Below are 22,442 nucleotides of genomic sequence, written 5' to 3' on the forward strand. Positions count from 1 at the left end.
CCTGATGGCTGACACTCCGCTTTCGCGAGCAAGCACGCTCCCCCATTGGTTTTGCGTTGAACCCGAGATCGGCTATTTGGCTGCCGACACCCGCCACACCTTATTCCCCACGTCATCGGCCACCAGCAAATCTCCCTGCTGATCAATCACCACGCCGACCGGTCGGCCCATGGCTTTCTCATCGCTGTTGAGAAACCCGGTCAGCACATCCACCGGCTGGCCTTTGGGTTGGCCGCCTTCGAACGGCACGAAGATCACCTTGTAGCCACTGTGCGGTTTGCGGTTCCACGAACCGTGCTGGCCGATAAACGCGCCGTTGCTGAACTGCGCCGGCAGTTTGCTGCCCTCGGCGAAGGTCAGGCCCAATGACGCAGTGTGCGGCCCCACGGCATAGTCCGGAGCGATGGCCTTGGCGACCAGGTCCAGGTTCTGCGGCGTGACGCGCACATCCACGTGTTGTCCGTAGTAGCTGAATGGCCAGCCATAAAACGCGCCATCCTTGACCGACGTGATGTAGTCCGGCACCAGGTCGCTGCCGATCTCGTCGCGTTCGTTGACCGCCGTCCACAGCTTGCCGCTCTGCGGTTCCCACGCCATGCCGTTGGGGTTGCGCAGGCCGGAGGCGAAAATACGGTGTTGGCCTGTGGCACGGTCGACTTCCCAGATCGCCGCGCGGCCTTCCTCGGCTGCCAGACCGTTTTCGCCGACGTTGCTGTTGGAGCCGACACTCACGTACAGCTTGCTGCCGTCCTTGCTGGCCACCACGTTTTTCGTCCAGTGGTGGTTGATGCTGCCACCCGGCAGGTCGACCACCTTGGTGCCGGCGGCCTTGATCGCGGTTTCGCCCGGCTGATAAGGGAAGCGCAGCAGTTTGTCCGAGTCCGCCACGTACAGGTCGTTGCCGACCAGGGTCATGCCGAACGGCGAGTTGAGGTTCTCCAGGAACACAGTGCGGGTCTCGGCCACGCCATCGTGGTCGGCATCGCGCAGCAGGGTGATGCGGTTCGGGCTCGGCACGGCGGCACCGGCGCGCCCCATGACCTTCTCCATCACCCAGCCGCGAATACCCTTGGCGTCATCCGGCTTGGGCGGCGCGTTGGTTTCCGCCACCAGCACGTCGCCGTTGGGCAATACATACAGCCAGCGTGGGTGATCCAGGCCTTCTGCAAACGCCGCGACCTGAGTGCCGGCGGCAGCTGTCGGCTTCGCGCCGTCTGGCCAGCCAATCGCCGGGGCGATGTTCACCGTGGGGATCAGGGTTTTGTTTGGCTCCGGCAGCTTGGGTGAAGGCCCGGTGCCGTCGGACACCTGCAGAGTAGAGCTTTCACCGCAGGCGGCGAGGGTGCCTGCGAGCATGATCAGTAAGGCAAGTCTGGTTTTATGCATGGTTTTCTCCTTGATACCTGTAAGGGTAGAGGCGTTTGCCGGTCCGATCGTTCAAGTGCAAGGCCGGCTTTAATTGACGCTCCACCCCCAACCCACTAACCTTCGCGGCTTGTTTCAGGTGCTCTGTGACCTGTGGGTCGACAGAGTGAAACAGGGAAGCCGGTGAGTGAGCGCACTTGTACACAGTGCTGCCGCGATTCCGGCGCTGCCCCCGCAACGGTAAATGAGTCAAGACGGTGCCTTTTGCCACTGTATCCGCGTGATATGGGAAGGCGCGCCGTCGGCCTGCTCGCTCGCTGAGCAAGCGCCACTCATGAGCCCGGAGACCGGCCTGGATCATCCAACAGCATCACGGTGGGCGATGCTTGGCTGTCTGTGTGTCTATTTTCCTGCCCGCCGTTTTTTGTCCAGCCCCAACGGAGAGCTGCCATGACCGATTCCCCCGACCGCGACGAACGCCACCTGGCGCGCATGCTGCGCAAAAAAGCCGTGATCGATGAACGCATCGCCAATTCCCCGAACGAATGCGGCTTGTTGCTGGTATTGACCGGCAACGGCAAAGGCAAAAGCAGCTCGGCGTTTGGCATGCTCGCCCGCGCCATGGGCCATGGCATGCAGTGCGGCGTGGTGCAGTTCATCAAGGGGCGCAACAGCACCGGCGAGGAGTTGTTCTTCCGTCGCTTCCCCGAGCAAGTGCGCTTTCACGTGATGGGCGAAGGCTTTACCTGGGAAACCCAGGACCGCCAGCGCGACATCGCCGCCGCCGAAGCCGCCTGGGCAGTTTCGCGCCAATTGCTGCAAGACCCGTCCATCGGTCTGGTCGTGCTGGATGAGCTGAACATCGCCCTCAAGCACGGCTACCTTGATCTGGACCAGGTACTCAGCGACCTGCAAGCCCGCCCGCCAATGCAGCACGTGGTGGTCACCGGCCGTGGCGCCAAGCCCGAGTTGATCGAAATGGGCGACACCGTCACCGAAATGGGCATGCTCAAGCACGCGTTCCAGGCCGGTATCAAGGCACAGAAGGGCGTCGAACTTTGAACCAGCCCCGTCATTGCCCGGCCGTACTGATCGCCGCACCGGCATCCGGCCAGGGCAAAACCACCGTCACCGCGGCGCTGGCGCGTTTGCACCGCAACCTGGGACGCAAGGTGCGCGTGTTCAAGTGCGGGCCGGACTTTCTCGACCCGATGATTCACGAGCGCGCCAGCGGTGCGCCGGTGTACCAGTTGGACATGTGGATGGTCGGCGAGCAGGAAAGTCGCCGTTTGCTGTGGGAAGCGGCGGGCGAAGCTGACCTAATCCTGATCGAAGGCGTGATGGGCCTGTTCGACGGCACGCCCTCCAGCGCCGACCTAGCGCGGCACTTTGGTGTGCCGGTGCTGGGCGTGATCGACGGCACCGCCATGGCCCAGACCTTCGGCGCGCTGGCCTTGGGCCTGGCGCGCTATCAGCCGGACCTGCCGTTCGCCGGCGTGCTGGCCAACCGCGTTGGCACCCTACGCCATGCGCAGTTGCTTGAAGGCAGCCTCACTGAAGGCCTGCGCTGGTACGGCGCGTTGTCGCGTGAAACCGGCATCGAGTTGCCCAGCCGCCACTTGGGCCTGGTGCAAGCCAGCGAATTGAATGACCTCGATATGCGCCTGGACGCCGCCGCCCAAGCCCTGGGCAGCAGCTGCGAAGTTGCCGTGCCGCCACCGGTGACGTTCGCCGCGCCCGAAGTGATCGAGGCCGAGCCGCTGCTGGCGGGCGTGCGCATCGCCGTGGCCCGCGACGAAGCCTTTGCGTTTACCTACGGCGCCAGCCTCGACCTGCTGCGCGCGATGGGCGCCGAATTGCGCTTCTTCTCGCCGATTCACGATAGCCAATTGCCTGAGGCCGACAGCCTCTACCTGCCCGGTGGCTACCCGGAATTGCACCACCAGGCGCTGTCGGAAAACACCCCGATGCTTAACGCCATTCGCGCGCATCACGCGGCAGGCAAGCCGTTGCTCGCCGAGTGCGGCGGCATGCTCTACCTGCTGGACTCGCTGACCGATGTCGACGGTACCCGTGCCGAATTGGTTGGCCTGCTGCAGGGCGACGCGGTGATGCAAAAGAAGCTGGCGGCGCTGGCTTTGCAAAGTGTCGAGTTGCCGGAAGGGGTGCTGCGCGGCCATACCTATCATCATTCGCTGACCAGCACCGAATGGGCGCCGATCGCCCGAGGCTTGAGCCCTAACGGCGGGCGTGGCGCCGAAGCGGTTTACAGGCAGGGGCGGATGACGGCTTCCTACGTGCACTTTTATTTCCCCTCCAATCCGGCGGCGGCGGCTGCATTGTTTGCGCCTGGCCCTGAGACCGCTATCGCGGGCAATCCCGTTCCCACAACTGACCGAGTTGAAACTCAATCCAATATGGGAGCGGGCTTGCTCGCGAAGAGGCCATGACGGACAACGCCTTCCCCCAAGCCGAACGCGACGCCGTCTACCGCGCCATCGCCGAACGCCGCGACATGCGTCACTTCATCGGCGGCAGCGTGGCCCCCGAGTTGCTGCAACGCCTGCTCCAGGCCGCACACCAGGCGCCCAGCGTCGGCTTGATGCAACCGTGGCGATTCATCCGAATCAGCGACCGCGCGCTGCGCGGCCAAATCCAACAGTTGGTGGAAGAAGAGCGCGTGCGCACCGCCGAGGCCCTGGGCCAGCGCTCCGACGACTTCATGAAGCTCAAGGTCGAAGGCATCCATGACTGCGCCGAAGTGCTGGTGGCCGCGCTGATGGATGATCGCGAGCGCCACATCTTTGGCCGGCGCACCTTGCCGGAAATGGACATGGCCTCGTTATCCTGTGCAATCCAGAACCTGTGGTTGGCCGCCCGCGTCGAAGGCCTTGGGATGGGCTGGGTTTCGTTGTTCGAACCCCAGGCCCTGGCCGATCTGCTGCGGCTGCCGGCGGGTGCAAAGCCCTTGGCGGTGTTGTGCCTGGGCCCGGTGGCCGAGTTCTACCCGGCACCGATGTTGCAACTCGAAGGCTGGACCGAGCCTCGGCCGCTGAGTGACATGGTGTATGAGAATGTGTGGGGAGTGAGTCAATGAGTGTGGCCTTGCTGTGTGTCGCTGCGGTGGCGCTGGATGCGCTGCTGGGCGAGCCCAGGCGCTGGCATCCGCTGGTGGCGTTCGGCAACTTTGCCGGGCGTATCGAGCAACGTTTCAACAGCGGCGGCCGCGGGTGGCGCAGCCATGGCGTGACCGCCTGGTTTATCGCGGTGGTGCCGCTGACGTTGCTGGCCACCGTGCTGTCGTGGGCGCCGTATATCGGCTGGGTGCTGGAGATTCTGGCGCTGTACATGGCGCTGGGCATGCGCAGCCTTGGCGAGCACGTGCTTCCAGTCGCCCAGGCGTTGCGCAGCGGTGACCTGGAAGAAGCGCGTAAACGCGTGAGCTACCTCGTCAGCCGTCAGACCAGCGAACTGGACAGCACTGAAGTTGCGCGCGCCGCGACTGAATCGGTGCTCGAGAACGGCAGCGACGCGGTGTTCGCCGCGCTGTTCTGGTTTGTCGTGGCCGGCGTGCCCGGCGTGGTGCTTTATCGCCTGAGCAACACCCTTGATGCCATGTGGGGTTATCGCAACGAGCGCTTTGAGCGTTTCGGCTGGGCGGCGGCAAAAATCGACGATGTGCTCAACTACATTCCTGCGCGTCTGGTGGCGTTGACCTACGCGGTACTCGGCAAAACCCGCCTGGCGCTTAAATGCTGGCGCGCCCAGGCGCCGACCTGGGACAGCCCCAACGCCGGGCCGGTGATGGCAGCCGGTGCGGGCGCGCTGGGTGTTGAATTGGGCGGGGCGGCGATTTATCACGGCGAGCTGCATCAGCGTGCGCAGTTGGGCGAAGGCCCGGCGGCCGATGCCGACGCCATCGAGCGTGGCTGGCAACTGGTGCAGCGCGGCGTATGGTTATGGCTGTTGATCCTGTGCGCGGGGGCGCAATTTTATGCTTGAGCACGGTGGCCGGCTGCGTAAGGCAGTGATTGAGTACGGGATTGCCGAGGCGGACTGGCTCGACCTGTCCAGCGGCCTGGCGCCCTGGCCGTGGCCGATTCCCGAGATTCCGCTGCGGGCCTGGGCGCGATTGCCGGAAACCGACGACGGCCTGGAAAAGGCCGCCAGCGAGTACTACGGCGCCGCTCACGTGTTGCCGGTGGCGGGTTCCCAGGCGGCGATTCAGTTGCTGCCGCGCTTGCGTCGCTCCGGCAAGGTCGGCGTGTTGTCGCCGTGTTATGCCGAACACGCCGAAGCCTGGCGCCGCGCCGGTTACGTGGTGCGCGAAGTGCAGGAGCAGGAAGTCGACTTTTTTCTCGACGGCCTCGACGTGCTGGTGGTGGTCAATCCGAATAACCCCACCGGCCTGAGTCTGCCGCCGCAGCGCCTGCTCGACTGGCACTCACGGCTGGCCCAGCGCGGCGGCTGGCTGGTGGTGGACGAAGCGTTCATGGACGTGACCCCGCAATTGAGCCTCGCCAGCCAGGCCCATCAAGTCGGCCTGATTGTGTTGCGCTCATTCGGCAAGTTCTTTGGCCTGGCCGGTGTGCGCCTGGGCTTTGTGCTGGCGGAACGCAAGCTGCTCAAGCTGTTGGCCGAACAGCTTGGCCCGTGGGCAGTCAGTGGGCCGACGCGGGTGCTTGGCCAGGTGTGCCTGCGCGATACGGCCGGGCATGCCGAGCAGCGTCATCGCTGTATCGAAGCCGGCCAGCGCTTGTTCGCGCTGCTTGAGCGGCACGGCTTTGAGCCTCAGGGCGGCTGCGCGTTGTTCCAATGGCTGATCACCCCGCACGCCGAACGCCTGCACGAATTCATGGCCCAGCGCGGCATCCTGCTGCGCCTGTTTGTCCACGACAGCAGCCTGCGCTTCGGTCTGCCCGACACTGAGGCCGATTGGTTGCGACTCGATGAGGCCCTGGCCGCTTACAAGGACGCCGCATGAGTACGTTGATGGTGCAAGGCACCACGTCTGACGCCGGTAAAAGCACGCTGGTGACCGCGCTGTGCCGTTGGCTGGTACGCCAAGGCATTGGCGTGGTGCCGTTCAAACCACAGAACATGGCACTCAACAGCGCCGTCACCGCTGAGGGCGGCGAAATCGGCCGCGCCCAGGCCGTGCAGGCCCAGGCCGCCAATCTGGCACCGCACACCGACATGAACCCGGTGCTGCTCAAGCCCAACAGTGACACCGGCTCCCAAGTGATTATCCATGGCCGTGCCGTGACCAGCATGAACGCCGTGGCCTATCACGACTACAAGGCCATCGCGATGCAGGCGGTGCTCGCCTCCCATGCACGGTTGAGCGAGGCCTACCCGGTGGTGATGGTGGAAGGCGCGGGCTCCCCGGCGGAGATCAACCTGCGCGCCAATGACATCGCCAATATGGGCTTCGCCGAGGCGGTGGACTGCCCGGTGTTGTTGATCGCCGATATCAATCGCGGCGGCGTGTTTGCGCATCTGGTCGGCACCCTCCAATTGCTGTCGCCGACCGAGCAGGCACGGGTCAAAGGCTTCATTATCAATCGCTTTCGCGGTGATATCGCGCTGTTGCAGCCGGGGCTCGATTGGCTCGAAGCGCGCACCGGCAAGCCGGTGGTGGGCGTGCTGCCCTACGTGATGGACCTGCACCTGGAAGCCGAAGACGGCATTGATCAGCGTCAGATCGACAAGGCCGCCCAGGTACTCAAGGTGGTGGTGCCGGTGTTGCCGCGCATCAGCAACCACACGGATTTTGACCCGCTGCGTTTACATCCCCAGGTGGATTTACAGTTTATCGGCCCAGGCCAGGCCATTCCGGCTGCCGACCTGATTATCCTGCCGGGCTCCAAAAGCGTGCGCAGCGATCTGGCCTATTTGCGCGCCAACGGCTGGGACACTGCCATTGCGCGGCACTTGCGCTATGGCGGCAAGGTCCTGGGGATTTGCGGCGGCCTGCAGATGCTCGGCGAGCAGGTGCATGACCCGCTCGGCCTGGAAGGGTTGGCCGGTTCCAGCGAGGCTCTCGGGTTGCTGGCGTTCAGCACGACGCTGGAACAAGAGAAACAATTGCGCAATGTGCGCGGACGGTTGCTGCTGGAGGACGCCGAGGTCAGTGGTTATGAAATCCATGCCGGCGTGACCTCCGGCAGTGCCTTGTCGAATGCTGCCGTGCTGTTGGATGACGGCCGCCGTGACGGTGCCCTGAGTGAAGACGGTCAGATTCTTGGCACCTATCTGCACGGGGTGTTCGAAACCCCGGCGGCGTGCAGTGCTTTACTGCGTTGGGCCGGGCTGCAGGATGTACAAGAGGTGGATTATCACGCCCTGCGCGAGCGCGACATTGAGCGCCTGGCGGACCTGGTGGAGAACCATCTGGACACTGAACTGTTGCGCAAGCTATGCGGGATCTGACGGTGTACACCCAATCCCCCATCAGCTGCCGGCTCGCCTGCGAGGGCGCCCGGCCAGCCAACCCCGGTTCAACTGTTGCACCGCTTCTTAAAGGTTGGAGCGGGCTTGCTCGCGAATGCGGTGCTTGGGTGACAAATCGGCTGACTGACACACCGCGTTTGCGAGCAAGCCCGCTCCCACACGGGCCAGTGCCCGCCTCACACTGTCAGCCGGCCAACACAGGTGCCTTCCCATGTATCAACTGATCCTCGGCGGCGCCCGTTCCGGCAAGAGCCGCCTCGCCGAAAAGCTGGCGAGTGACTGTGGCTTGCTTGTCACCTACATCGCCACCAGCCAGCCGCTGGACGGCGAGATGAACGAGCGCGTCGCACTGCATCGCCAGCGCCGTCCCGATCACTGGGGGCTGATCGAAGAACCCATCGAGCTGGCGCGTGTATTGCGCGAAAGCGCCGCCGCCGACCGCTGCCTGCTGGTGGATTGCCTGACCCTGTGGCTCACCAATTTGTTGATGCTGGAGAACCCGGCACGCCTGGCGTTCGAGCGCGATCAACTGCTGCAAACCCTGGTCTCGCTGCCGGGTGAAATCATTTTTGTCAGCAACGAAACCGGAATGGGTGTCGTGCCGCTGGGCGAATTGACTCGCCGCTATGTGGATGAAGCCGGTTGGCTGCATCAAGCCTTGGCCGAGCGGTGTCAGCGTGTGGTCCTGACCGTCGCCGGCCTGCCCCTGACTTTGAAAGGTACTGCGTTATGACTGACTCCTGGTGGCTCAACCCCTGCAAGGCCGTCGACACTTCGGCGCATGAACACGCGCTGGCTCGTCAGCAGCAACTGACCAAGCCAGCCGGCTCGCTCGGCCAGCTCGAAGCCCTAGCGGTGCAATTGGCCGGCTTGCAAGGCCAGGTCAAACCTGCGGTGGATCAGGTGTGGATCGCCATCTTTGCCGGTGACCACGGCGTGGTTGCAGAAGGCGTATCGGCATTTCCACAGGAAGTGACCGGCCAGATGTTGCACAACTTTGTCACCGGTGGCGCGGCCATCAGCGTATTAGCGCGGCAGTTGAATGCGCAGCTGGAAGTGGTCGACCTCGGGACCGTCACGCCGTCGTTGGATCTGCAGGGTGTGCGTCATTTGAATATCGGCGCCGGCACGGCCAACTTCGTCAACGGCCCGGCGATGACCGCAGCGCAAGGGCGACTTGCCTTGCAAGCCGGGCGTGACAGTGCGCACCGTGCGTTGCAAAGCGGCGCACAGCTGTTTATCGGCGGCGAGATGGGCATCGGCAACACCACTGCCGCCAGTGCCTTGGCGTGCGCCTTGCTCGATTGCCAGGTGAGCGATCTGACCGGCCCGGGCACCGGCTTGAACGCCCAGGGCGTCAGCCACAAAGTGGCGGTGATTGAACGCGCGCTGGCCTTGCATGCAGCGCAACGTGACGACGCATTGAACACGTTGTTCAACCTGGGTGGTTTCGAAATTGCCGCGTTGGTGGGGGCTTATCTGGCCTGCGCCCAGGAAGGCATCGTGGTGCTGGTGGACGGGTTTATCTGCACGGTCGCGGCGCTGGTGGCTACACGCCTGAATCCGGCGAGCCGTGAGTGGTTGGTGTTCGGCCACCGCGGCGCTGAGCCCGGTCATCGTCACGTGCTGCACAGCCTTGACGCGCAACCGCTGCTGGAACTGGGCCTGCGCCTGGGTGAGGGCAGCGGTGCGGCGCTGGCGGTGCCGTTGTTGCGCCTGGCCTGCGCGCTGCACGGGCAGATGGCGACGTTCGCCGAAGCCGCCGTGGCAGACCGCCCCGCATGACCTTGCACCTGGACCTGCTGCGCCACGGCGAAACCGAACTGGGCGGCGGCCTGCGCGGCAGCCTGGACGACGCGCTCACCGCCAAAGGCTGGGAGCAGATGCGTGCCGCCGTGGCAGACCAGGGGCCGTGGGACCGGTTGGTCAGTTCGCCGCTGCAACGCTGTGCGCTGTTCGCCCACGAGCTGGGCGCACGGCTGCGGGTGCCGGTGAGCCTGGAAAAGGATCTGCAGGAGCTGCACTTCGGCGCCTGGGAAGGGCAGAGCGCGGCGGCGCTGATGGAAACCGATGCCGAAGGCTTGGGCCGGTTCTGGGCCGATCCTTACAGCTTTACACCGCCTGAAGGCGAGCGCGTCAGCGACTTTTCTGCACGCGTTCTCGGCGCCGTCTCACGGTTGCATCAGGCATATGCCACACAGCGCGTGCTGTTGATCAGCCACGGTGGCGTGATGCGGCTGCTGCTGGCGCAGGCGCGCGGTTTGCCGCGTGAGCAGCTACTGAATGTCGAGGTCGGCCACGGTGGGCTGTTCAGCCTGCAGGTGACGGCCGATGGTGTGCTGAAGGAAGGAGTCTGAAGATGCTGGCGTTCTGGATCGCCCTGCAATTTCTCAGCAGCCTGCCGATTTGCCTGCCCGGCATGCCGCAGCCTCAGGAATTGGGGCGTTCGTTGCTGTTTTACCCGGTGGTGGGGTTGCTGTTCGGGCTGCTGTTGTGGGCCCTGAACACAGCCCTGATGGGCGCACCGTTATTGCTGCATGCTGCGCTGGTGCTGACCGCCTGGGTGTTGCTCAGTGGTGGCCTGCATCTGGATGGCCTGGCGGACAGCGCCGATGCCTGGCTTGGTGGGTTTGGCGACCGCGAGCGCACGCTGACCATCATGAAAGACCCGCGCAGCGGGCCGATTGCCGTGGTCACTTTGGGGCTGGTGTTGTTGCTCAAATTCACCGCACTGGTGGCCTTGATCGAGCAGCACAACGGCACGGCGCTGATTCTGGCGCCGCTGATCGGGCGTGCGTCGATGCTGGCGCTGTTCCTTACCACGCGTTACGTGCGTGCAGGCGGTTTGGGCCAGGCACTGTCGGATCATTTACCCAGGATCGTCGGCCAACAGGTGCTGATCCTCAGCGGTCTGTCCTGCGTCCTGATCGGCGGTTTCAGTGGCGGGATCGCTGTTTTACTCGCTGCGCTGTGCTTTATCGGGCTGCGTCAGTTGATGGTCAACCGGCTGGGTGGCACCACGGGTGACACGGCCGGCGCATTGTTGGAGTTGCTGGAAGTCGCGGTTCTGGTCGGCTTGGCGCTGTAACACTTTCTTGCATTTTCACAATCGCGGGTATATACACGCTCCATGCTTGCCTCCCAATGTTTATGCACCAACCTGCGACGTGCCGCCCGTGGCGTCAGCAGGCATTACGACGGCGCTCTCGACGGCTTCGGGATCAACGTTGCCCAGTATTCTTTGCTGTGTAACCTGCAGCGCCTCGATCAACCGAGCATTTCCAGCCTGGCCGAAGCCATGGGCCTGGACCGCAGTACCCTGGGGCGCAACCTGCGGGTATTGGAAGGCGAGGGCTTGGTGCAGTTGGTCGAGGGCGATGACCTGCGTAATCGCTTGGTGGTGTTGACCGTCGCCGGCGAAGAACGCCTGGCTGCCGCGTTGCCGGCTTGGGAGGCGGCGCAGCAGAAATTGATAGATCAGTTGGGCGCTGAAAAACGCGAAACCTTGTTGGCCTTGCTGGACGAACTCGCCTGAGCGCGGGTTTGTTCGACTACAAGCGGGTATATACCCGCGAGCGGAGAATAAGAAATGACCTCGATGTGGCGAACCAGTGGCTGGGTTCTTGTGGGGAGTGCGCTGATCCTGGCGTTGTCGTTGGGCGTGCGGCACGGCTTTGGTCTGTTCCTGACGCCGATGAGCATGGAATTTGGCTGGGGCCGTGAGACCTTTGCCTTCGCCATCGCCCTGCAAAACCTGATCTGGGGCCTGGCACAGCCGTTTACCGGCGCCTTGGCCGACCGCTTCGGCGCGACCAAGGCGGTGTTTGTCGGTGGGGTGCTGTACGCCGTGGGGCTGGTGTTGATGGGCATGTCGGATTCGGCGTGGTCGCTGTCGCTCAGTGCGGGTTTGCTGATTGGGATTGGCCTGTCGGGCACTTCGTTCTCGGTGATTCTCGGTGTGGTCGGCCGCGCAGTGCCGCCGGAAAAACGCAGCATGGCCATGGGCATTGCCAGCGCCGCAGGTTCGTTCGGCCAGTTTGCGATGGTGCCGGGCACTTTGGGCCTGATCGGCTGGCTGGGCTGGTCGGCCGCCTTGTTGGCGTTGGGCCTGATGGTGGCGCTGATCCTGCCGTTGGTGGCGATGCTCAAGGACAAACCGCTGCCGGCGATGGTCGGTCAGCAAACCCTGCGTGAAGCCCTGAAAGAGGCCTGCTCGCATTCCGGCTTCTGGCTGCTGGCCTTCGGCTTTTTTGTCTGCGGTTTCCAGGTGGTGTTTATCGGCGTGCACTTGCCGGCGTACCTGGTGGACCAGCATCTGCCGGCCACGGTGGGTACCACGGTGCTGGCGTTGATCGGCCTGTTTAACGTGTTTGGTACCTACACCGCTGGCTGGCTCGGCGGGCGCATGTCCAAGCCGCGCTTGCTCACCGGCCTGTACCTGTTGCGCGCGGTGGTGATTGTGCTGTTCCTGTGGGCGCCGGTGACCGAAGTCACGGCCTACCTGTTCGGCATGGCCATGGGCTTTTTGTGGCTGTCCACCGTGCCGCTGACCAACGGCACTGTCGCGACGCTGTTCGGCGTGCGAAACCTCTCGATGCTCGGTGGGATTGTGTTTCTGTTCCACCAACTCGGTTCGTTCCTCGGGGGCTGGCTGGGCGGGGTGGTCTATGATCGAACCGGCAACTACGATTTGATCTGGCAGGTGGCGATTCTGTTGAGCCTGCTCGCTGCGGCCCTCAACTGGCCGGTGCGCGAGCGGCCGGTGGCACGCTTGCAGGCGCAGATGGAGGCAGCATGAGTTTGACGGCAAGAGGGTTGGTGATCTCGGCAGGCCTGGTGCTGTTGCTGCTGGCCTGGTGGGGCTGGCAGCATGGCGGGCTGGCATTGATGCAACTGGGTATGTCGATCTGTTAAGTTCTGTGTCTGATCTGACTCAAGGACTTTCGACATGCTGATGCGCTGGCTCGCTGTACCCGTCCTGATGGCTGTAGGCAGTGTGGCCGTGGCCGCCAGCTGTCCGCCCTTGCTGGAGGGGCAATTGCCCAAGTTACGGGCCAAAGAATCCATCGATTTGTGCCAGCGTTTTGCCGGCAAACCCCTGGTCATCGTCAATACCGCGAGCTTTTGTGGTTTCGCGCCGCAATTCAAGGGCCTCGAAGCGTTGTATCAGCGCTACAAAGGGCAGGGGCTTGAAGTGATCGGCGTGCCGTCCGATGACTTCAAGCAGGAAGCCAAGACCGGTGAAGAGACCGCCAAAGTCTGCTACGTGAATTACGGCGTGACCTTCACGATGACCGAGCCGCAGACGGTCAAGGGGCCGGATGCGGTGCACCTGTTCAAGATTCTGGCGCAGCAGACCAGCGCGCCCAAGTGGAATTTCTATAAGTACGTGGTGGATCGCCAGGGTAAGGTGATTGCCAACTTTTCCAGTTTGACCAAGCCGGACAGCCCGGACCTGATCAAGGCGGTGGAGGCTGCACTGGCCTCGAAGCCCTGATCGACGGTCATTAAAAAGCCCCGCCTCCTGTGCAGGAGAGCGGGGCTTTTTTATACGCGTTGGATCAGAACTTGTACGTCACGCCCAGGCCGAAGCCGTTGGCGCTGTTTTCGTACTTGGCGCTGTAGGACGAACCCAGCGCGTTGGCCTTGTTGACCTTGACTGGCTCTTCCTTCAGGTAGGAGTAAGCCACGTCGACGATCATGTTCGGCATTACTTCGTAGCCCAGGCCAACACTGAAAATGGTCCGGTCGCCGGTAGGGATGCGTGGCGAACGGTCAGTGTTGTTGGTTGGCGACTGGTCGAAAGTCAGGCCGGTACGCAGTACCACTTGTTTGGTGACTTGGTACGAAGTACCCAAGGCATAGGCCCAGGTGTCATGCCAGTTCTGTGGCTCGCTGATGGTACCCACGATCTGCGGAGCGGCAAGGCCGCCAGCTCGGGTAACGCCCTGGTTGTCGACAGTGATGTCTTTCAGGCGGCTCCAGCGAGTCCAGGTGGAACCGGCGTAGAGTTTCCAGGCATCGCTCAGGTCCTGTGTCACGGACAGGTCGTAAGACTCTGGCGTATCAATGCTCAACGACGCATCGTAGCGGCCGCTTGCCAGCAGTGGAGCCGTCGGGGTCGGTGCCGTGACTTCGGTGTGGCCATCAAGCTTGTAGCTGACTTTGGAGTGGTAAGTCAGGCCCACGCGCGTGGTATCGGTGGCTTGTACCAGCACGCCGACGTTGAAGCCAACAGCCGTATCGTCACCTTTGATTGTGACGTTGCTATTCGGGACGGCAGGGTTGGTCGACAGGGCCAACTCCGATTCCAGCTTGCCGGAAATACGGTTGATGGTCGGGCCGAAACCGATGGAAACCCGGTCGTTGAAGGCGTAGCTGACGGTTGGCTGCAAGGTGATAACCGACACTTTGCTGTAGCTGCCGAACGAGCGACCCTGGAAGCCCCTCTCATAATCGGTCACCAGGCCGAAAGGTGCATAGACACCAACGCCGACGGCCCACTGATCATTGAGTTTGTTGGTGTAGAAACCAAACGGGACCGCCGTGAATGGCACCATGTCGCCTTTGTTGCTGCCGAAAGAACGGCCGCTGGCGTTTTTGATGTCAGTCGAGGCATCGATAGCGGCAACACCACCAGTAATCTGCTGGCCTTCGAGGCGAGCCATACCGGCAGGGTTACCGTAGACAGTGCTGGCGTTATCGGCAGAAGAAGAGCGGCCTGCGAAACCCGTACCCATACCGGCGACGTCTTGTTCGTTCAGGGCAAAGCCGCTTGCGAACAGTTGGGAGGATGCCATGGCAACGGTGAGGCTAAGTGTGGTCTTGAGCATTACTTTTTTCATTATTAGAACTCCGTGGTGATCACCGCTGCGGAAAGTAACAATAAATTTAAGTTAGCGCTATAGGCTGTAATGTCGGAGATAGAGCGGTTTTGTAGGACAATCCGACCAGATTCGAAGGTTTTAGCCGAATCTTGCAAAACGCCTGATCAACATATGGCCTGATTCATGGGTAAAACACAGGTTTGCCAGGCTTGGGTGAAATCCCGCAGCCGACCTTGAGGGTGAAATATTTCTTTCCAGATACGCGCCATGGCCAGTACGTCACCCGGTGGCGGCAGGGCAGGACGATGCTGTTCTACCAGCAGCCAGGCGATGGCGGTGGCGTAGCGCAGGTTGACGGTCAGCTCCAGCTGGGGCGCGCTGAGGAAGGCATGTTGACTGGCCAGCCCACGTACCAGGCTGGCGCGCTCGGGGTCCTGTGCGAGGTAGTCGTCCCACAGCGCGCGATGACGAGGTTCGGTGATGCTGTACAGGCCGTGGCCGCGCCGATCATGCAGGGCGGAGCCGAGTTCCGATTGGCTGGCGGCAATGCCCAGCAACAGGGATTCAGCTGTCGGGTTATGGCGGCCGAGGTAAATCAACGTCGGCCTGATCACATAACGACACAATTCGCTGGCGGCGATACCCATACGAGCCTCAGTCCATGAAAGTGGTCGACGAAGCCTGAGAGGGGAGCTTGGCAGCAGTGAATCGGACCTCAGGCTCGTCGCAAGCGGATCATGCCGCTTGAGTTGAAGTGTAGTGTCATATTTGTGATGTAAAGGACTGTTTTTAAAACATCTTCTTCATTTAGTTATAACGTTTATACCTATTCGAACTTAGTGCAAGTACTCAAAAGCCGAATTTTGGGCAATAAAAAACCCTGCGTTTCAAGCAGGGTTTTTTGGGTTTCAGCGACTCGGGTCGATCAGGCAATCAATGCCTGACGGGTACGCTCGATCACGGCCTGCAGCGGCTCTGCGCTGGAGTATTGATCGGGGTACAGGCGTTCGCTGTGACGAGCGATGCCGTGTTCGTTGACCAGGGTGAAGCTGAAGCAGCCTTTGCGAGCGGCCATGATCAGGCAATTCATTGGTGCAAAAGCGTTGGTGAGGGTGCGAATGGCATCCTGAGTGTGGATTTGAGCGGACATATTATTGGTGTTCCTACAAATGACACGGTTAAGAACCGTGCAACGTTAAAACGTTCCAGTAACGTTGATCACCATTGATCAAACGAAGAACCCGACTGGAACAAAGCAGCCAGTTTGAAGCGCTAATAAGTTAGGCGCGCTTGGGCTGGCAGGTAGGTACTTAGGAGGGCAGGCAACACAACAGGGGCAAAGGTTCTGGGCCCGGGGTGAAGATCCTGATCAATTTGCAGGCTGGTTCGGTCAGAGTATTGAAACTTCGCGACACCCTTTGCTTGTTCAAAGGCAGTGTCGTCGCAAGGAATACCTGGAAACCATCGAGGTGGTCGATCCCGTGTTGTTCAGGGGAGTTGTTCGACCAGAATTGACTTTCAGCTTGGTACTAACGCCGCGGATAGTAACGGATTGAAACACGGAAAGGAAGTGTGCTAGCCAAAAAACTTCATTCAACTGCCCAACAAACCGCGGTAGACCAGCACGGTAGCCGCCGCGGCCAGTGAGCAGCCGAGCCCGTAGGCCGCCAGGGTCAAGCGCCAGGACCGCCCGGTCTCGATCACGTTCATTACCTCGCGCATGTCGTTGATTCTGCCTTCACCCAACTCTATGCACAGCGTTACGGCAGTAAACGCGGCTGATACCAGGATGGCGATGGCAAACAGCGCACCGTCGGGGGAGGGCAGCGCGGCATTGACCGCCAATGAGGTTACACAGATGGCCAGCAGCAACACGGCGAATAAGAGGATTCCTTTCATCGAGCCTTAGGAGGTTGCGTGGGGGAGTCGGTCAGTGTGGCGAGCCGGCGCGGATTTGAAAAGTGCCTGGCTTGGCCTGTCGGTAACATTTTTCGGACGTGTCGAAGCAAAAAACCTCAGCCATATAACCAGTGGGTGGGTACTTGTGCACATTAGTTGCGGGGTATGTAACCAGTCTGTCTATGGCCTGGAAGCGCCGCCATTTGCCTGCAATGAAAATTTAAGTCAATGAAAAATATCGCTTTTTTTTATTGGTGAAAAAATCGTCAGTTTGACTGCGGCCCCCGTTCCATGGGCCTTTGCGCGCGTTAAAGGTGGGTTGTCCACTGAGTTATCCACAGCTTCTGTGGATTGTCCCAAGCGCTTGCTCTAGAACGGGCGTGCAAGGATTTTTCAGCTTTACCTGTAGGAAAAAAAGAGTAGAGTGGCGCGCCTTCCGTTCTGTCCCGCAGTGCTTTATGAAGTTTCGCTCAGTATCACCTTCTGTTACCGACACCCCTCAGACTGTTACCGCACCCAAGCGTTTCTCCTTGAAAGTTGCCTTGTGGCTGCTCGACAGCCCGCGCCTGGGGCACAGTACCAACGTCAAGCACTTCGCCGGGCGCTTGCTCAAGCAGCCGGCCCGTGAAGGTGTGGTTGCCGCGCAGAGTCGCCTGGGCCAGCTGATGTGCCGGGAGTGCGGCAATGCCCGCGACCGCCGCATCGGCCATGACCTGTTGCGCCTGGCCGCCCGTGCCGGCGACCGCCGCGCCCAGCGCGAACTGGGGCAGGTCGAAGACTGAGCTGTCCTCAAGCCCTAGGCTTGGTTAACCTTGCTCTTTTTCGGTGATGGCAGAAATGGCGATTGCTTTTGACTGGACCAGTATTGCCTTGGGCCTGGCTGGCGCTGCAGTGCCTTTATTGGCTGTGTGCTGGCAGATTCAACGGCGGCTGAGCGCGCGCATGACCGGCTGGGAACTGCTCGAAGAGCGCCTGGCCACCGCGCAACTGGCCCAGGAAGGGCTGGCCGCGCAACTCGACGCCAGCCGCGACGAGATCAGTGACTTGAGCCAGGCCAACGCCGCCAAACAAGCTGACCTGGCCGCCGTTCGCCGTGAAGTCGAGTTGCTCCAGATCGACCGCGATAACGCCCGCGACGCCGCCCACGCCTGGAACCTCGACCGCAGTGCCAAGGAAACCGAGCTGCGCCGCCTCGATGCGCTGTCCTCGGCGTTGCGCGCCGAACTGCGCGAACAACAGGAAAGCCATCAACAACGCCTTGCTGACCTGCAAGGCTCGCGGGACGAGCTGCGTGCGCAGTTCGCCGAGCTTGCCGGCAAGATCTTCGATGAACGTGAGCAACGGTTTGCCGAAACCAGCCAGGAGCGCCTGGGCCAGTTGCTCGACCCGCTCAAGGAACGCATCCAGTCGTTTGAAAAGCGCGTGGAAGAAAGCTACCAGAATGAGGCGCGCGAGCGCTTCTCCCTGGCCAAGGAGCTTGAGCGCCTGCAGCAACTGAACCTGCGACTGTCAGACGAGGCCACCAACCTCACGCGCGCGCTCAAGGGCCAGAAAACCCAGGGCAACTGGGGCGAGCTGATTCTTGAGCGCGTGCTTGAACATGCCGGTCTGGAGAAGGGCCGCGAGTATCAGACTCAGGTCAGCCTCAAAGGCCCGGACGGCGAGCGCTTCCAGCCGGACGTGTTGATCATGCTGCCCGGCGACAAGCAGGTGGTGGTCGACTCCAAGGTCAGCCTCACCGCCTATCAACAATACGTTGCAGCGGATGACGATGTGATCGGCCAGGCGGCGCTGAAACAGCACGTGCTGTCCCTGCGCAATCACGTCAAAGGCTTGGCCGGTAAGGATTACAAGCGCCTCGAAGGTCTGCACAGCCTGGATTTCGTGCTGTTGTTCGTGCCGATAGAAGCTGCGTTTTCCGCCGCGTTGCAGGCCGAGCCGAACCTGTTCCAGGAGGCGTTCGACCGCCATATCGTGATTGTCAGCCCCACCACCTTGCTGGCCACCCTGCGGGTGATCGACAGCCTGTGGAAGCAGGAACGCCAGAGCCAGAACGCGCGGGAAATTGCCGAGCGCGCCGGCTGGCTGTATGACAAGTTCGTACTGTTTATCCAGGACCTGGATGAAGTCGGCAACCGCCTGCAGCAGCTGGATAAGGCCTACAGCGCGGCGCGAAACAAGCTGACGGATGGTCGTGGAAATCTGGTCAGCCGAACCGAGCAGTTAAGGTTGCTGGGCGCGCGTGCGAGCAAAAGCCTGCCGGCGGACTTGCTCGAACGGGCGATGACCGACTCGGACGGCGTCGCACACTTACCGGAATAGCGCGCGGTCAATGTGGGAGCTGGCTTGCCTGCGATAGCTTTGGTGACTGATGCACCGCTATCGCAGGCAAGCCAGCTCCCACAGGGAGATTGAGTTCGGTCATTACTACAACGGCAAATGCCGACTGATCAATGCCCGCAACGCCGCAGGCTTCACCGGCTTGGCCAAATAATCCAGCCCTGCGGCATGCACCTCGGCCACCATTTCCGGGCGCCCATCGGCGCTGATCACCACCCCGGGAATCGGCTCCGCCAGTTGCGCGCGCAGCCAGCCCATCAACTCAGTGCCTGTCTCGCCGTGGTCCAGGTGGTAGTCCACCAGCGCCAGTTGCGGGCGCACGCCCTCTGCCAGCAACAGTGCACATTGTGCCTGGTCGGTAGCGGTCCACACCTCGCAACCCCAGCGCGTGAGCAGGCTGCGCATGCCGATCAGGATGCTTTCTTCATTGTCCACACACAGCACCTGGGCACCGCTCAACGGCAGCCCGTTATCCTGCGTAGTCTTCACCTTGGGGCTGCTCTGGTTACGCGCCAACGGCACACGCACGCTGAACACGCTGCCTTTGCCCGGCCACGAACGCACGCTCAAACGATGGCCGAGCACTCGGCACAGGCCGTCGGCGATTGCCAGGCCCAGGCCCAGGCCTTTTTCGGCGCGGGTCTGGTGGCTGTCCAGGCGCTTGAACTCTTCGAAGATCACCTGTTGTTTATCCAGCGGGATGCCAGGGCCGCGATCCCACACTTCCAGGCACAGTTCGCCCTTGCGTCGGCGTACGCCAAGTAGCACCGGGCCGTCGGCATAGCGGAATGCGTTAGTAAGAAAGTTCTGCAGGATCCGCCGCAGTAACTTGATGTCACTGTCCACCCGCAGACGGCTGCCGCGCAGGCGAAAACGCAGGCCTTGCTCATGGGCCAGTGCCTTGAATTCTGCTCCCAGGGTGTCGAACAACTCGTTGAGGACGAAGGGCTGTCGCTGTGGATTGATCTTGCCGTTTTCCAGGCGCGAGATATCCAGCAGGTCGCTGATCAGGTCTTCGGCGGAGCGCAGCGAGCTGTCCAGGTGCTGCACCAACTGGCGGGCCTCGGCAGACAGGCCGTCGTTCTGGTGGGAGAGGGCGGCGGAGAACAATCGTGCCGCGTTCAACGGTTGCATCAGGTCGTGGCTCACTGCCGCCAGAAAGCGCGTCTTCGATTGGCTGGCGGATTCGGCCACGCCTTTGGCGTCGGTGAGCGCCACATTCAGTTGCGACAGTTCGTGGGTGCGTTCGGTCACCCGTTGTTCCAGGCCCTCGTTGGCCTCGGTCAGGGCTTGTTCGGCTTCACGGAACGCGGTGATGTCGGTAAAGCTCATGACGAACCCGCCGCCGGGCATTGGGTTGCCGATCAGCTCGATCACGCGCCCATTCGGAAACAGGCGCTCGGACGTATGCGCACGGCCCTGGCGCATCCAGTGCAGGCGCCGCGCGACGTGCACTTCGGCTTCCCCTGGCCCGCACAGGCCGCGCTCGGCGTTATAGCGAATGATGTCGGCAATTGGCCGGCCCACACTGATCAAACCGTCGGGGTAGTTGAACAGCTCCAGATAGCGCCGGTTCCAGGCCACCAGCTTCAGCGATTGGTCGACCACGCTGATGCCCTGGGTGATGTTTTCGATGGCGCCTTGCAGCAGCGCGCGGTTGAACTGCAGCACTTCGGAAGCTTCGTCGGCGATGCGTACGACGTCCTCCAGCTGCATTTCCCGCCCTTCAATTGCGGCTTTTACTACAGCGCGTGTCGAAGAGGCGCCGAGCACGCCCGCCAGCAGGCGTTCGGTATGGGCAATCCAATCGTTGTCGGCATTCTGGTTGGGGTTGAAGCCTTTGCCCTGGCGATAGGCGAAGCGGATAAAACTCTGCTGGGCACGTTCTTCACCGACAAAGCGCGCCGCCAGGCTGAGCAGGTCGCTGATCTGCACCGACAACATCGAGCGCGCGCTGGCGCGTTGGCTGATTTCCTGGCCGATAAAGCGTCCAGCCTGCCAATGCTCCGAGACCCGTGTGCGCGACAGCATCGAGACCCACACAAACAGCGTGAAGTTACCCGCCAGCGAGAACACGGTGCCCAAGGTCAGCGAGGTCACGGAGAAGCCAAACGGGTGTGAATGCATCCACGTCAGCCCGGGGAAAAGGCTCAGCGACCAGCCCAGACTTTTCGCCGTGACCGGTAGGACCAACGTGTAGAACCACAAAAACGTGCCCGCCGCCAACCCAGCGAACACGCCGCGCCGGTTCGCCTGCTTCCAGTACAGCGCGCCCAGCATCGCCGGGGCCAGTTGGGTGACTGCCGCGAAGGCGATCTGGCCGATGGTCGCCAGGCTCGCGGTGGAGCCGAGCAGCCGGTAACTCACGTAGGCCAGCAGCAGGATGATCACAATGCTGACCCGGCGCACCGAGAGCATCCAGTGGCGGAACACTTCGAACGGCCGCTCGGCACTGGAGCGTCGCAGCAGCCATGGCAGCAACATGTCGTTGGACACCATGGTCGACAGGGCGATGCTGGCCACGATCACCATGCCGGTCGCCGCCGACGCACCGCCAATGAACGCCAGCACGGCGAGGGCCGGGTGCGCCTCGGCCATGGGCAGGCTGATCACGTAGGAGTCCGGCAATACCGAGCCGGGCAGCAGCATTTTGCCGCCAAGCGCGATGGGGATGACGAACAGCGCGGCGAGGATCAGGTAGGCCGGGAACACCCACTTGGCCAGGCGTAAATCCTGCGGGTCGATGTTTTCCACGACGGTGACGTGAAACTGCCGGGGCAGGCAAATAATCGCCATCATCGCCACGCCGGTTTGCACCACCATCGACGGCCAGTTGATGGTTTCTTTCCAGTATTCCTCAAGGCGCGGGGCCAGCATCGCTTGGCTGAACAGGTCGCCGAAACCGTCATACAAGCCGTAGGTCACAAACGCGCCGACAGCGAGAAAGGCGAACAGCTTGACCAAGGATTCAAAGGCAATCGCCAGCACCATGCCACGGTGGTGCTCGGTGGCGTCGAGGTTGCGCGTGCCAAACACGATGGTGAACAGCGCCAGCACCAGCGACACGATAAGGGCCGTGTCCTGGGCGCGCGTGCCAGTGGTGTCGGGGCCGGAGCCGATCAACAGGTTCACGCCCAGCACGATACCTTTGAGCTGCAGGGCGATGTAGGGCAACACGCCGACCAGGCAAATCAGCGCCACTACCACCGCCAGCGACTGGGATTTGCCGTAGCGCGCGGCGATAAAGTCGGCGATGGAGGTGATGTTTTCCTGCTTGCTGATCAGAATCATCTTCTGCAGCACCCAGGGTGCCAACACAAGCAGCAGTACCGGTCCTAGATAGATCGGTAAAAATGCCCACAGCTGTTCGGCGGCCTGGCCTACTGCGCCGAAGAAGGTCCAACTGGTGCAGTAGACGGCCAGCGACAGGCTGTACACCCAGGCGCGTACTTTCGGCGGCAACGGCGCATGGCGGCGGTCACCGTAAAAGGCGATGGCAAACATAATGGCCATATAGGCCAGGGCAACGGCGGCGATCAGCCCGCTGGACAGCGTCAT

General features: G+C 62.0%; 21 protein-coding genes and 1 riboswitch. Of the genes, 15 read left to right on the forward strand and 6 right to left on the reverse strand.

What is annotated here, in order from left to right:
- Positions 1-72 precede the first annotated feature (72 nt).
- A complete protein-coding gene (locus tag AC19YS_RS26735; RefSeq protein WP_106576410.1) occupies positions 73-1,386 on the reverse strand; it encodes a PQQ-dependent sugar dehydrogenase in 1,314 nt (437 codons plus the stop codon).
- A 99-nt stretch (positions 1,387-1,485) separates the two neighbouring features.
- Positions 1,486-1,735: riboswitch (cobalamin riboswitch) on the forward strand.
- An 80-nt stretch (positions 1,736-1,815) separates the two neighbouring features.
- Between AC19YS_RS26735 and cobO the strand changes: the two genes are divergently transcribed.
- The 13 genes from cobO to AC19YS_RS26800 all read left to right on the forward strand — a co-directional run bounded on the left by cobO (position 1,816) and on the right by AC19YS_RS26800 (position 13,315).
- Entirely contained in the window at positions 1,816-2,427 is a 612-nt protein-coding gene (gene cobO / locus AC19YS_RS26740) for a cob(I)yrinic acid a,c-diamide adenosyltransferase (protein ID WP_106576411.1), read from the forward strand.
- Complete coding sequence (locus AC19YS_RS26745; protein ID WP_500603046.1) at positions 2,424-3,815, forward strand: cobyrinic acid a,c-diamide synthase CobB; 1,392 nt, start codon at positions 2,424-2,426, stop codon at positions 3,813-3,815. The genes cobO and AC19YS_RS26745 overlap by 4 nt, the downstream gene beginning before the upstream one ends.
- The gene (gene bluB, locus AC19YS_RS26750; RefSeq protein ID WP_106576413.1) at positions 3,812-4,462 is read left to right on the forward strand and encodes a 5,6-dimethylbenzimidazole synthase; all 651 of its coding nucleotides are present in this window, start codon (positions 3,812-3,814) and stop codon (positions 4,460-4,462) included. Before AC19YS_RS26745 ends, bluB begins: the two co-directional genes overlap by 4 nt.
- Positions 4,459-5,367 (forward strand): adenosylcobinamide-phosphate synthase CbiB, encoded by a 909-nt coding sequence (cbiB, locus tag AC19YS_RS26755; RefSeq protein ID WP_500603048.1) that lies wholly within the window; start codon positions 4,459-4,461, stop codon positions 5,365-5,367. Before bluB ends, cbiB begins: the two co-directional genes overlap by 4 nt.
- On the forward strand, positions 5,360-6,349 hold the full coding sequence (gene cobD, locus AC19YS_RS26760) for a threonine-phosphate decarboxylase CobD (RefSeq protein WP_106576415.1): 990 nt from the start codon (positions 5,360-5,362) through the stop codon (positions 6,347-6,349). The genes cbiB and cobD overlap by 8 nt, the downstream gene beginning before the upstream one ends.
- The gene (locus AC19YS_RS26765) at positions 6,346-7,797 is read left to right on the forward strand and encodes a cobyric acid synthase (protein ID WP_179609313.1); all 1,452 of its coding nucleotides are present in this window, start codon (positions 6,346-6,348) and stop codon (positions 7,795-7,797) included. Before cobD ends, AC19YS_RS26765 begins: the two co-directional genes overlap by 4 nt.
- Before the next feature lie 232 nt (positions 7,798-8,029).
- Entirely contained in the window at positions 8,030-8,551 is a 522-nt protein-coding gene (gene cobU, locus AC19YS_RS26770) for a bifunctional adenosylcobinamide kinase/adenosylcobinamide-phosphate guanylyltransferase (protein ID WP_119742254.1), read from the forward strand.
- Positions 8,548-9,603 carry a nicotinate-nucleotide--dimethylbenzimidazole phosphoribosyltransferase gene (gene cobT / locus AC19YS_RS26775; protein ID WP_500603050.1) on the forward strand — a complete coding sequence of 352 codons (1,056 nt, stop codon included), beginning with the start codon at positions 8,548-8,550 and terminating at the stop codon, positions 9,601-9,603. Before cobU ends, cobT begins: the two co-directional genes overlap by 4 nt.
- On the forward strand, positions 9,600-10,175 hold the full coding sequence (gene cobC, locus AC19YS_RS26780; RefSeq protein WP_500603051.1) for an alpha-ribazole phosphatase family protein: 576 nt from the start codon (positions 9,600-9,602) through the stop codon (positions 10,173-10,175). The genes cobT and cobC overlap by 4 nt, the downstream gene beginning before the upstream one ends.
- 2 nt (positions 10,176-10,177) lie before the next feature.
- Entirely contained in the window at positions 10,178-10,906 is a 729-nt protein-coding gene (locus AC19YS_RS26785; RefSeq protein ID WP_500603052.1) for an adenosylcobinamide-GDP ribazoletransferase, read from the forward strand.
- A 42-nt stretch (positions 10,907-10,948) separates the two neighbouring features.
- Complete coding sequence (locus AC19YS_RS26790) at positions 10,949-11,353, forward strand: MarR family winged helix-turn-helix transcriptional regulator (RefSeq protein ID WP_106576421.1); 405 nt, start codon at positions 10,949-10,951, stop codon at positions 11,351-11,353.
- A 54-nt stretch (positions 11,354-11,407) separates the two neighbouring features.
- On the forward strand, positions 11,408-12,616 hold the full coding sequence (locus AC19YS_RS26795; RefSeq protein WP_434223063.1) for an MFS transporter: 1,209 nt from the start codon (positions 11,408-11,410) through the stop codon (positions 12,614-12,616).
- Between the two features lie 150 nt (positions 12,617-12,766).
- Positions 12,767-13,315: a glutathione peroxidase gene (locus AC19YS_RS26800; protein ID WP_367241634.1), complete on the forward strand. Its 549-nt coding sequence runs from the start codon at positions 12,767-12,769 to the stop codon at positions 13,313-13,315.
- A gap of 64 nt (positions 13,316-13,379) precedes the next feature.
- Here the strand turns inward: AC19YS_RS26800 and AC19YS_RS26805 are convergent, their stop codons facing one another.
- The 4 genes from AC19YS_RS26805 to AC19YS_RS26820 all read right to left on the reverse strand — a co-directional run bounded on the left by AC19YS_RS26805 (position 13,380) and on the right by AC19YS_RS26820 (position 16,544).
- On the reverse strand, positions 13,380-14,663 hold the full coding sequence (locus AC19YS_RS26805; RefSeq protein WP_106576424.1) for an OmpP1/FadL family transporter: 1,284 nt from the start codon (positions 14,661-14,663) through the stop codon (positions 13,380-13,382).
- A 146-nt stretch (positions 14,664-14,809) separates the two neighbouring features.
- Positions 14,810-15,292, reverse strand: a complete 483-nt coding sequence (locus AC19YS_RS26810; protein WP_106576425.1) for a hypothetical protein — start codon at positions 15,290-15,292, stop codon at positions 14,810-14,812.
- 278 nt (positions 15,293-15,570) lie between these two features.
- Positions 15,571-15,795 (reverse strand): hypothetical protein, encoded by a 225-nt coding sequence (locus AC19YS_RS26815; RefSeq protein ID WP_106576426.1) that lies wholly within the window; start codon positions 15,793-15,795, stop codon positions 15,571-15,573.
- A gap of 443 nt (positions 15,796-16,238) precedes the next feature.
- Positions 16,239-16,544: a hypothetical protein gene (locus tag AC19YS_RS26820; protein WP_119742262.1), complete on the reverse strand. Its 306-nt coding sequence runs from the start codon at positions 16,542-16,544 to the stop codon at positions 16,239-16,241.
- 458 nt (positions 16,545-17,002) lie between these two features.
- Between AC19YS_RS26820 and AC19YS_RS26825 the strand changes: the two genes are divergently transcribed.
- Positions 17,003-17,326: an SEL1-like repeat protein gene (locus tag AC19YS_RS26825; protein WP_043293316.1), complete on the forward strand. Its 324-nt coding sequence runs from the start codon at positions 17,003-17,005 to the stop codon at positions 17,324-17,326.
- 175 nt (positions 17,327-17,501) lie between these two features.
- On the forward strand, positions 17,502-18,866 hold the full coding sequence (locus AC19YS_RS26830; protein WP_178119661.1) for a DNA recombination protein RmuC: 1,365 nt from the start codon (positions 17,502-17,504) through the stop codon (positions 18,864-18,866).
- A 105-nt stretch (positions 18,867-18,971) separates the two neighbouring features.
- Here AC19YS_RS26830 and AC19YS_RS26835 read toward each other — a convergent pair whose 3' ends face one another.
- Entirely contained in the window at positions 18,972-22,442 is a 3,471-nt protein-coding gene (locus tag AC19YS_RS26835; protein WP_119742266.1) for a hybrid sensor histidine kinase/response regulator, read from the reverse strand.

It is taken from the genome of Pseudomonas sp. MF08831 (assembly GCF_059862645.1).

Bases quoted from the DNA above. Each gene is read 5' to 3' on its own strand.
- AC19YS_RS26735 (WP_106576410.1), bottom strand. From the start codon at position 1,386: ATGCATAAAACCAGACTTGCCTTACTGATCATGCTCGCAGGCACCCTC.
- cobO (WP_106576411.1), top strand. From the start codon at position 1,816: ATGACCGATTCCCCCGACCGCGACGAACGCCACCTGGCGCGCATGCTG.
- bluB (WP_106576413.1), top strand. From the start codon at position 3,812: ATGACGGACAACGCCTTCCCCCAAGCCGAACGCGACGCCGTCTACCGC.
- cbiB (WP_500603048.1), top strand. From the start codon at position 4,459: ATGAGTGTGGCCTTGCTGTGTGTCGCTGCGGTGGCGCTGGATGCGCTG.
- cobD (WP_106576415.1), top strand. From the start codon at position 5,360: ATGCTTGAGCACGGTGGCCGGCTGCGTAAGGCAGTGATTGAGTACGGG.
- AC19YS_RS26765 (WP_179609313.1), top strand. From the start codon at position 6,346: ATGAGTACGTTGATGGTGCAAGGCACCACGTCTGACGCCGGTAAAAGC.
- cobU (WP_119742254.1), top strand. From the start codon at position 8,030: ATGTATCAACTGATCCTCGGCGGCGCCCGTTCCGGCAAGAGCCGCCTC.
- cobT (WP_500603050.1), top strand. From the start codon at position 8,548: ATGACTGACTCCTGGTGGCTCAACCCCTGCAAGGCCGTCGACACTTCG.
- cobC (WP_500603051.1), top strand. From the start codon at position 9,600: ATGACCTTGCACCTGGACCTGCTGCGCCACGGCGAAACCGAACTGGGC.
- AC19YS_RS26785 (WP_500603052.1), top strand. From the start codon at position 10,178: ATGCTGGCGTTCTGGATCGCCCTGCAATTTCTCAGCAGCCTGCCGATT.
- AC19YS_RS26790 (WP_106576421.1), top strand. From the start codon at position 10,949: ATGCTTGCCTCCCAATGTTTATGCACCAACCTGCGACGTGCCGCCCGT.
- AC19YS_RS26795 (WP_434223063.1), top strand. From the start codon at position 11,408: ATGACCTCGATGTGGCGAACCAGTGGCTGGGTTCTTGTGGGGAGTGCG.
- AC19YS_RS26800 (WP_367241634.1), top strand. From the start codon at position 12,767: ATGCTGATGCGCTGGCTCGCTGTACCCGTCCTGATGGCTGTAGGCAGT.
- AC19YS_RS26805 (WP_106576424.1), bottom strand. From the start codon at position 14,663: ATGAAAAAAGTAATGCTCAAGACCACACTTAGCCTCACCGTTGCCATG.
- AC19YS_RS26810 (WP_106576425.1), bottom strand. From the start codon at position 15,292: ATGGGTATCGCCGCCAGCGAATTGTGTCGTTATGTGATCAGGCCGACG.
- AC19YS_RS26815 (WP_106576426.1), bottom strand. From the start codon at position 15,795: ATGTCCGCTCAAATCCACACTCAGGATGCCATTCGCACCCTCACCAAC.
- AC19YS_RS26820 (WP_119742262.1), bottom strand. From the start codon at position 16,544: ATGAAAGGAATCCTCTTATTCGCCGTGTTGCTGCTGGCCATCTGTGTA.
- AC19YS_RS26825 (WP_043293316.1), top strand. From the start codon at position 17,003: ATGAAGTTTCGCTCAGTATCACCTTCTGTTACCGACACCCCTCAGACT.
- AC19YS_RS26835 (WP_119742266.1), bottom strand. From the start codon at position 22,442: ATGACGCTGTCCAGCGGGCTGATCGCCGCCGTTGCCCTGGCCTATATG.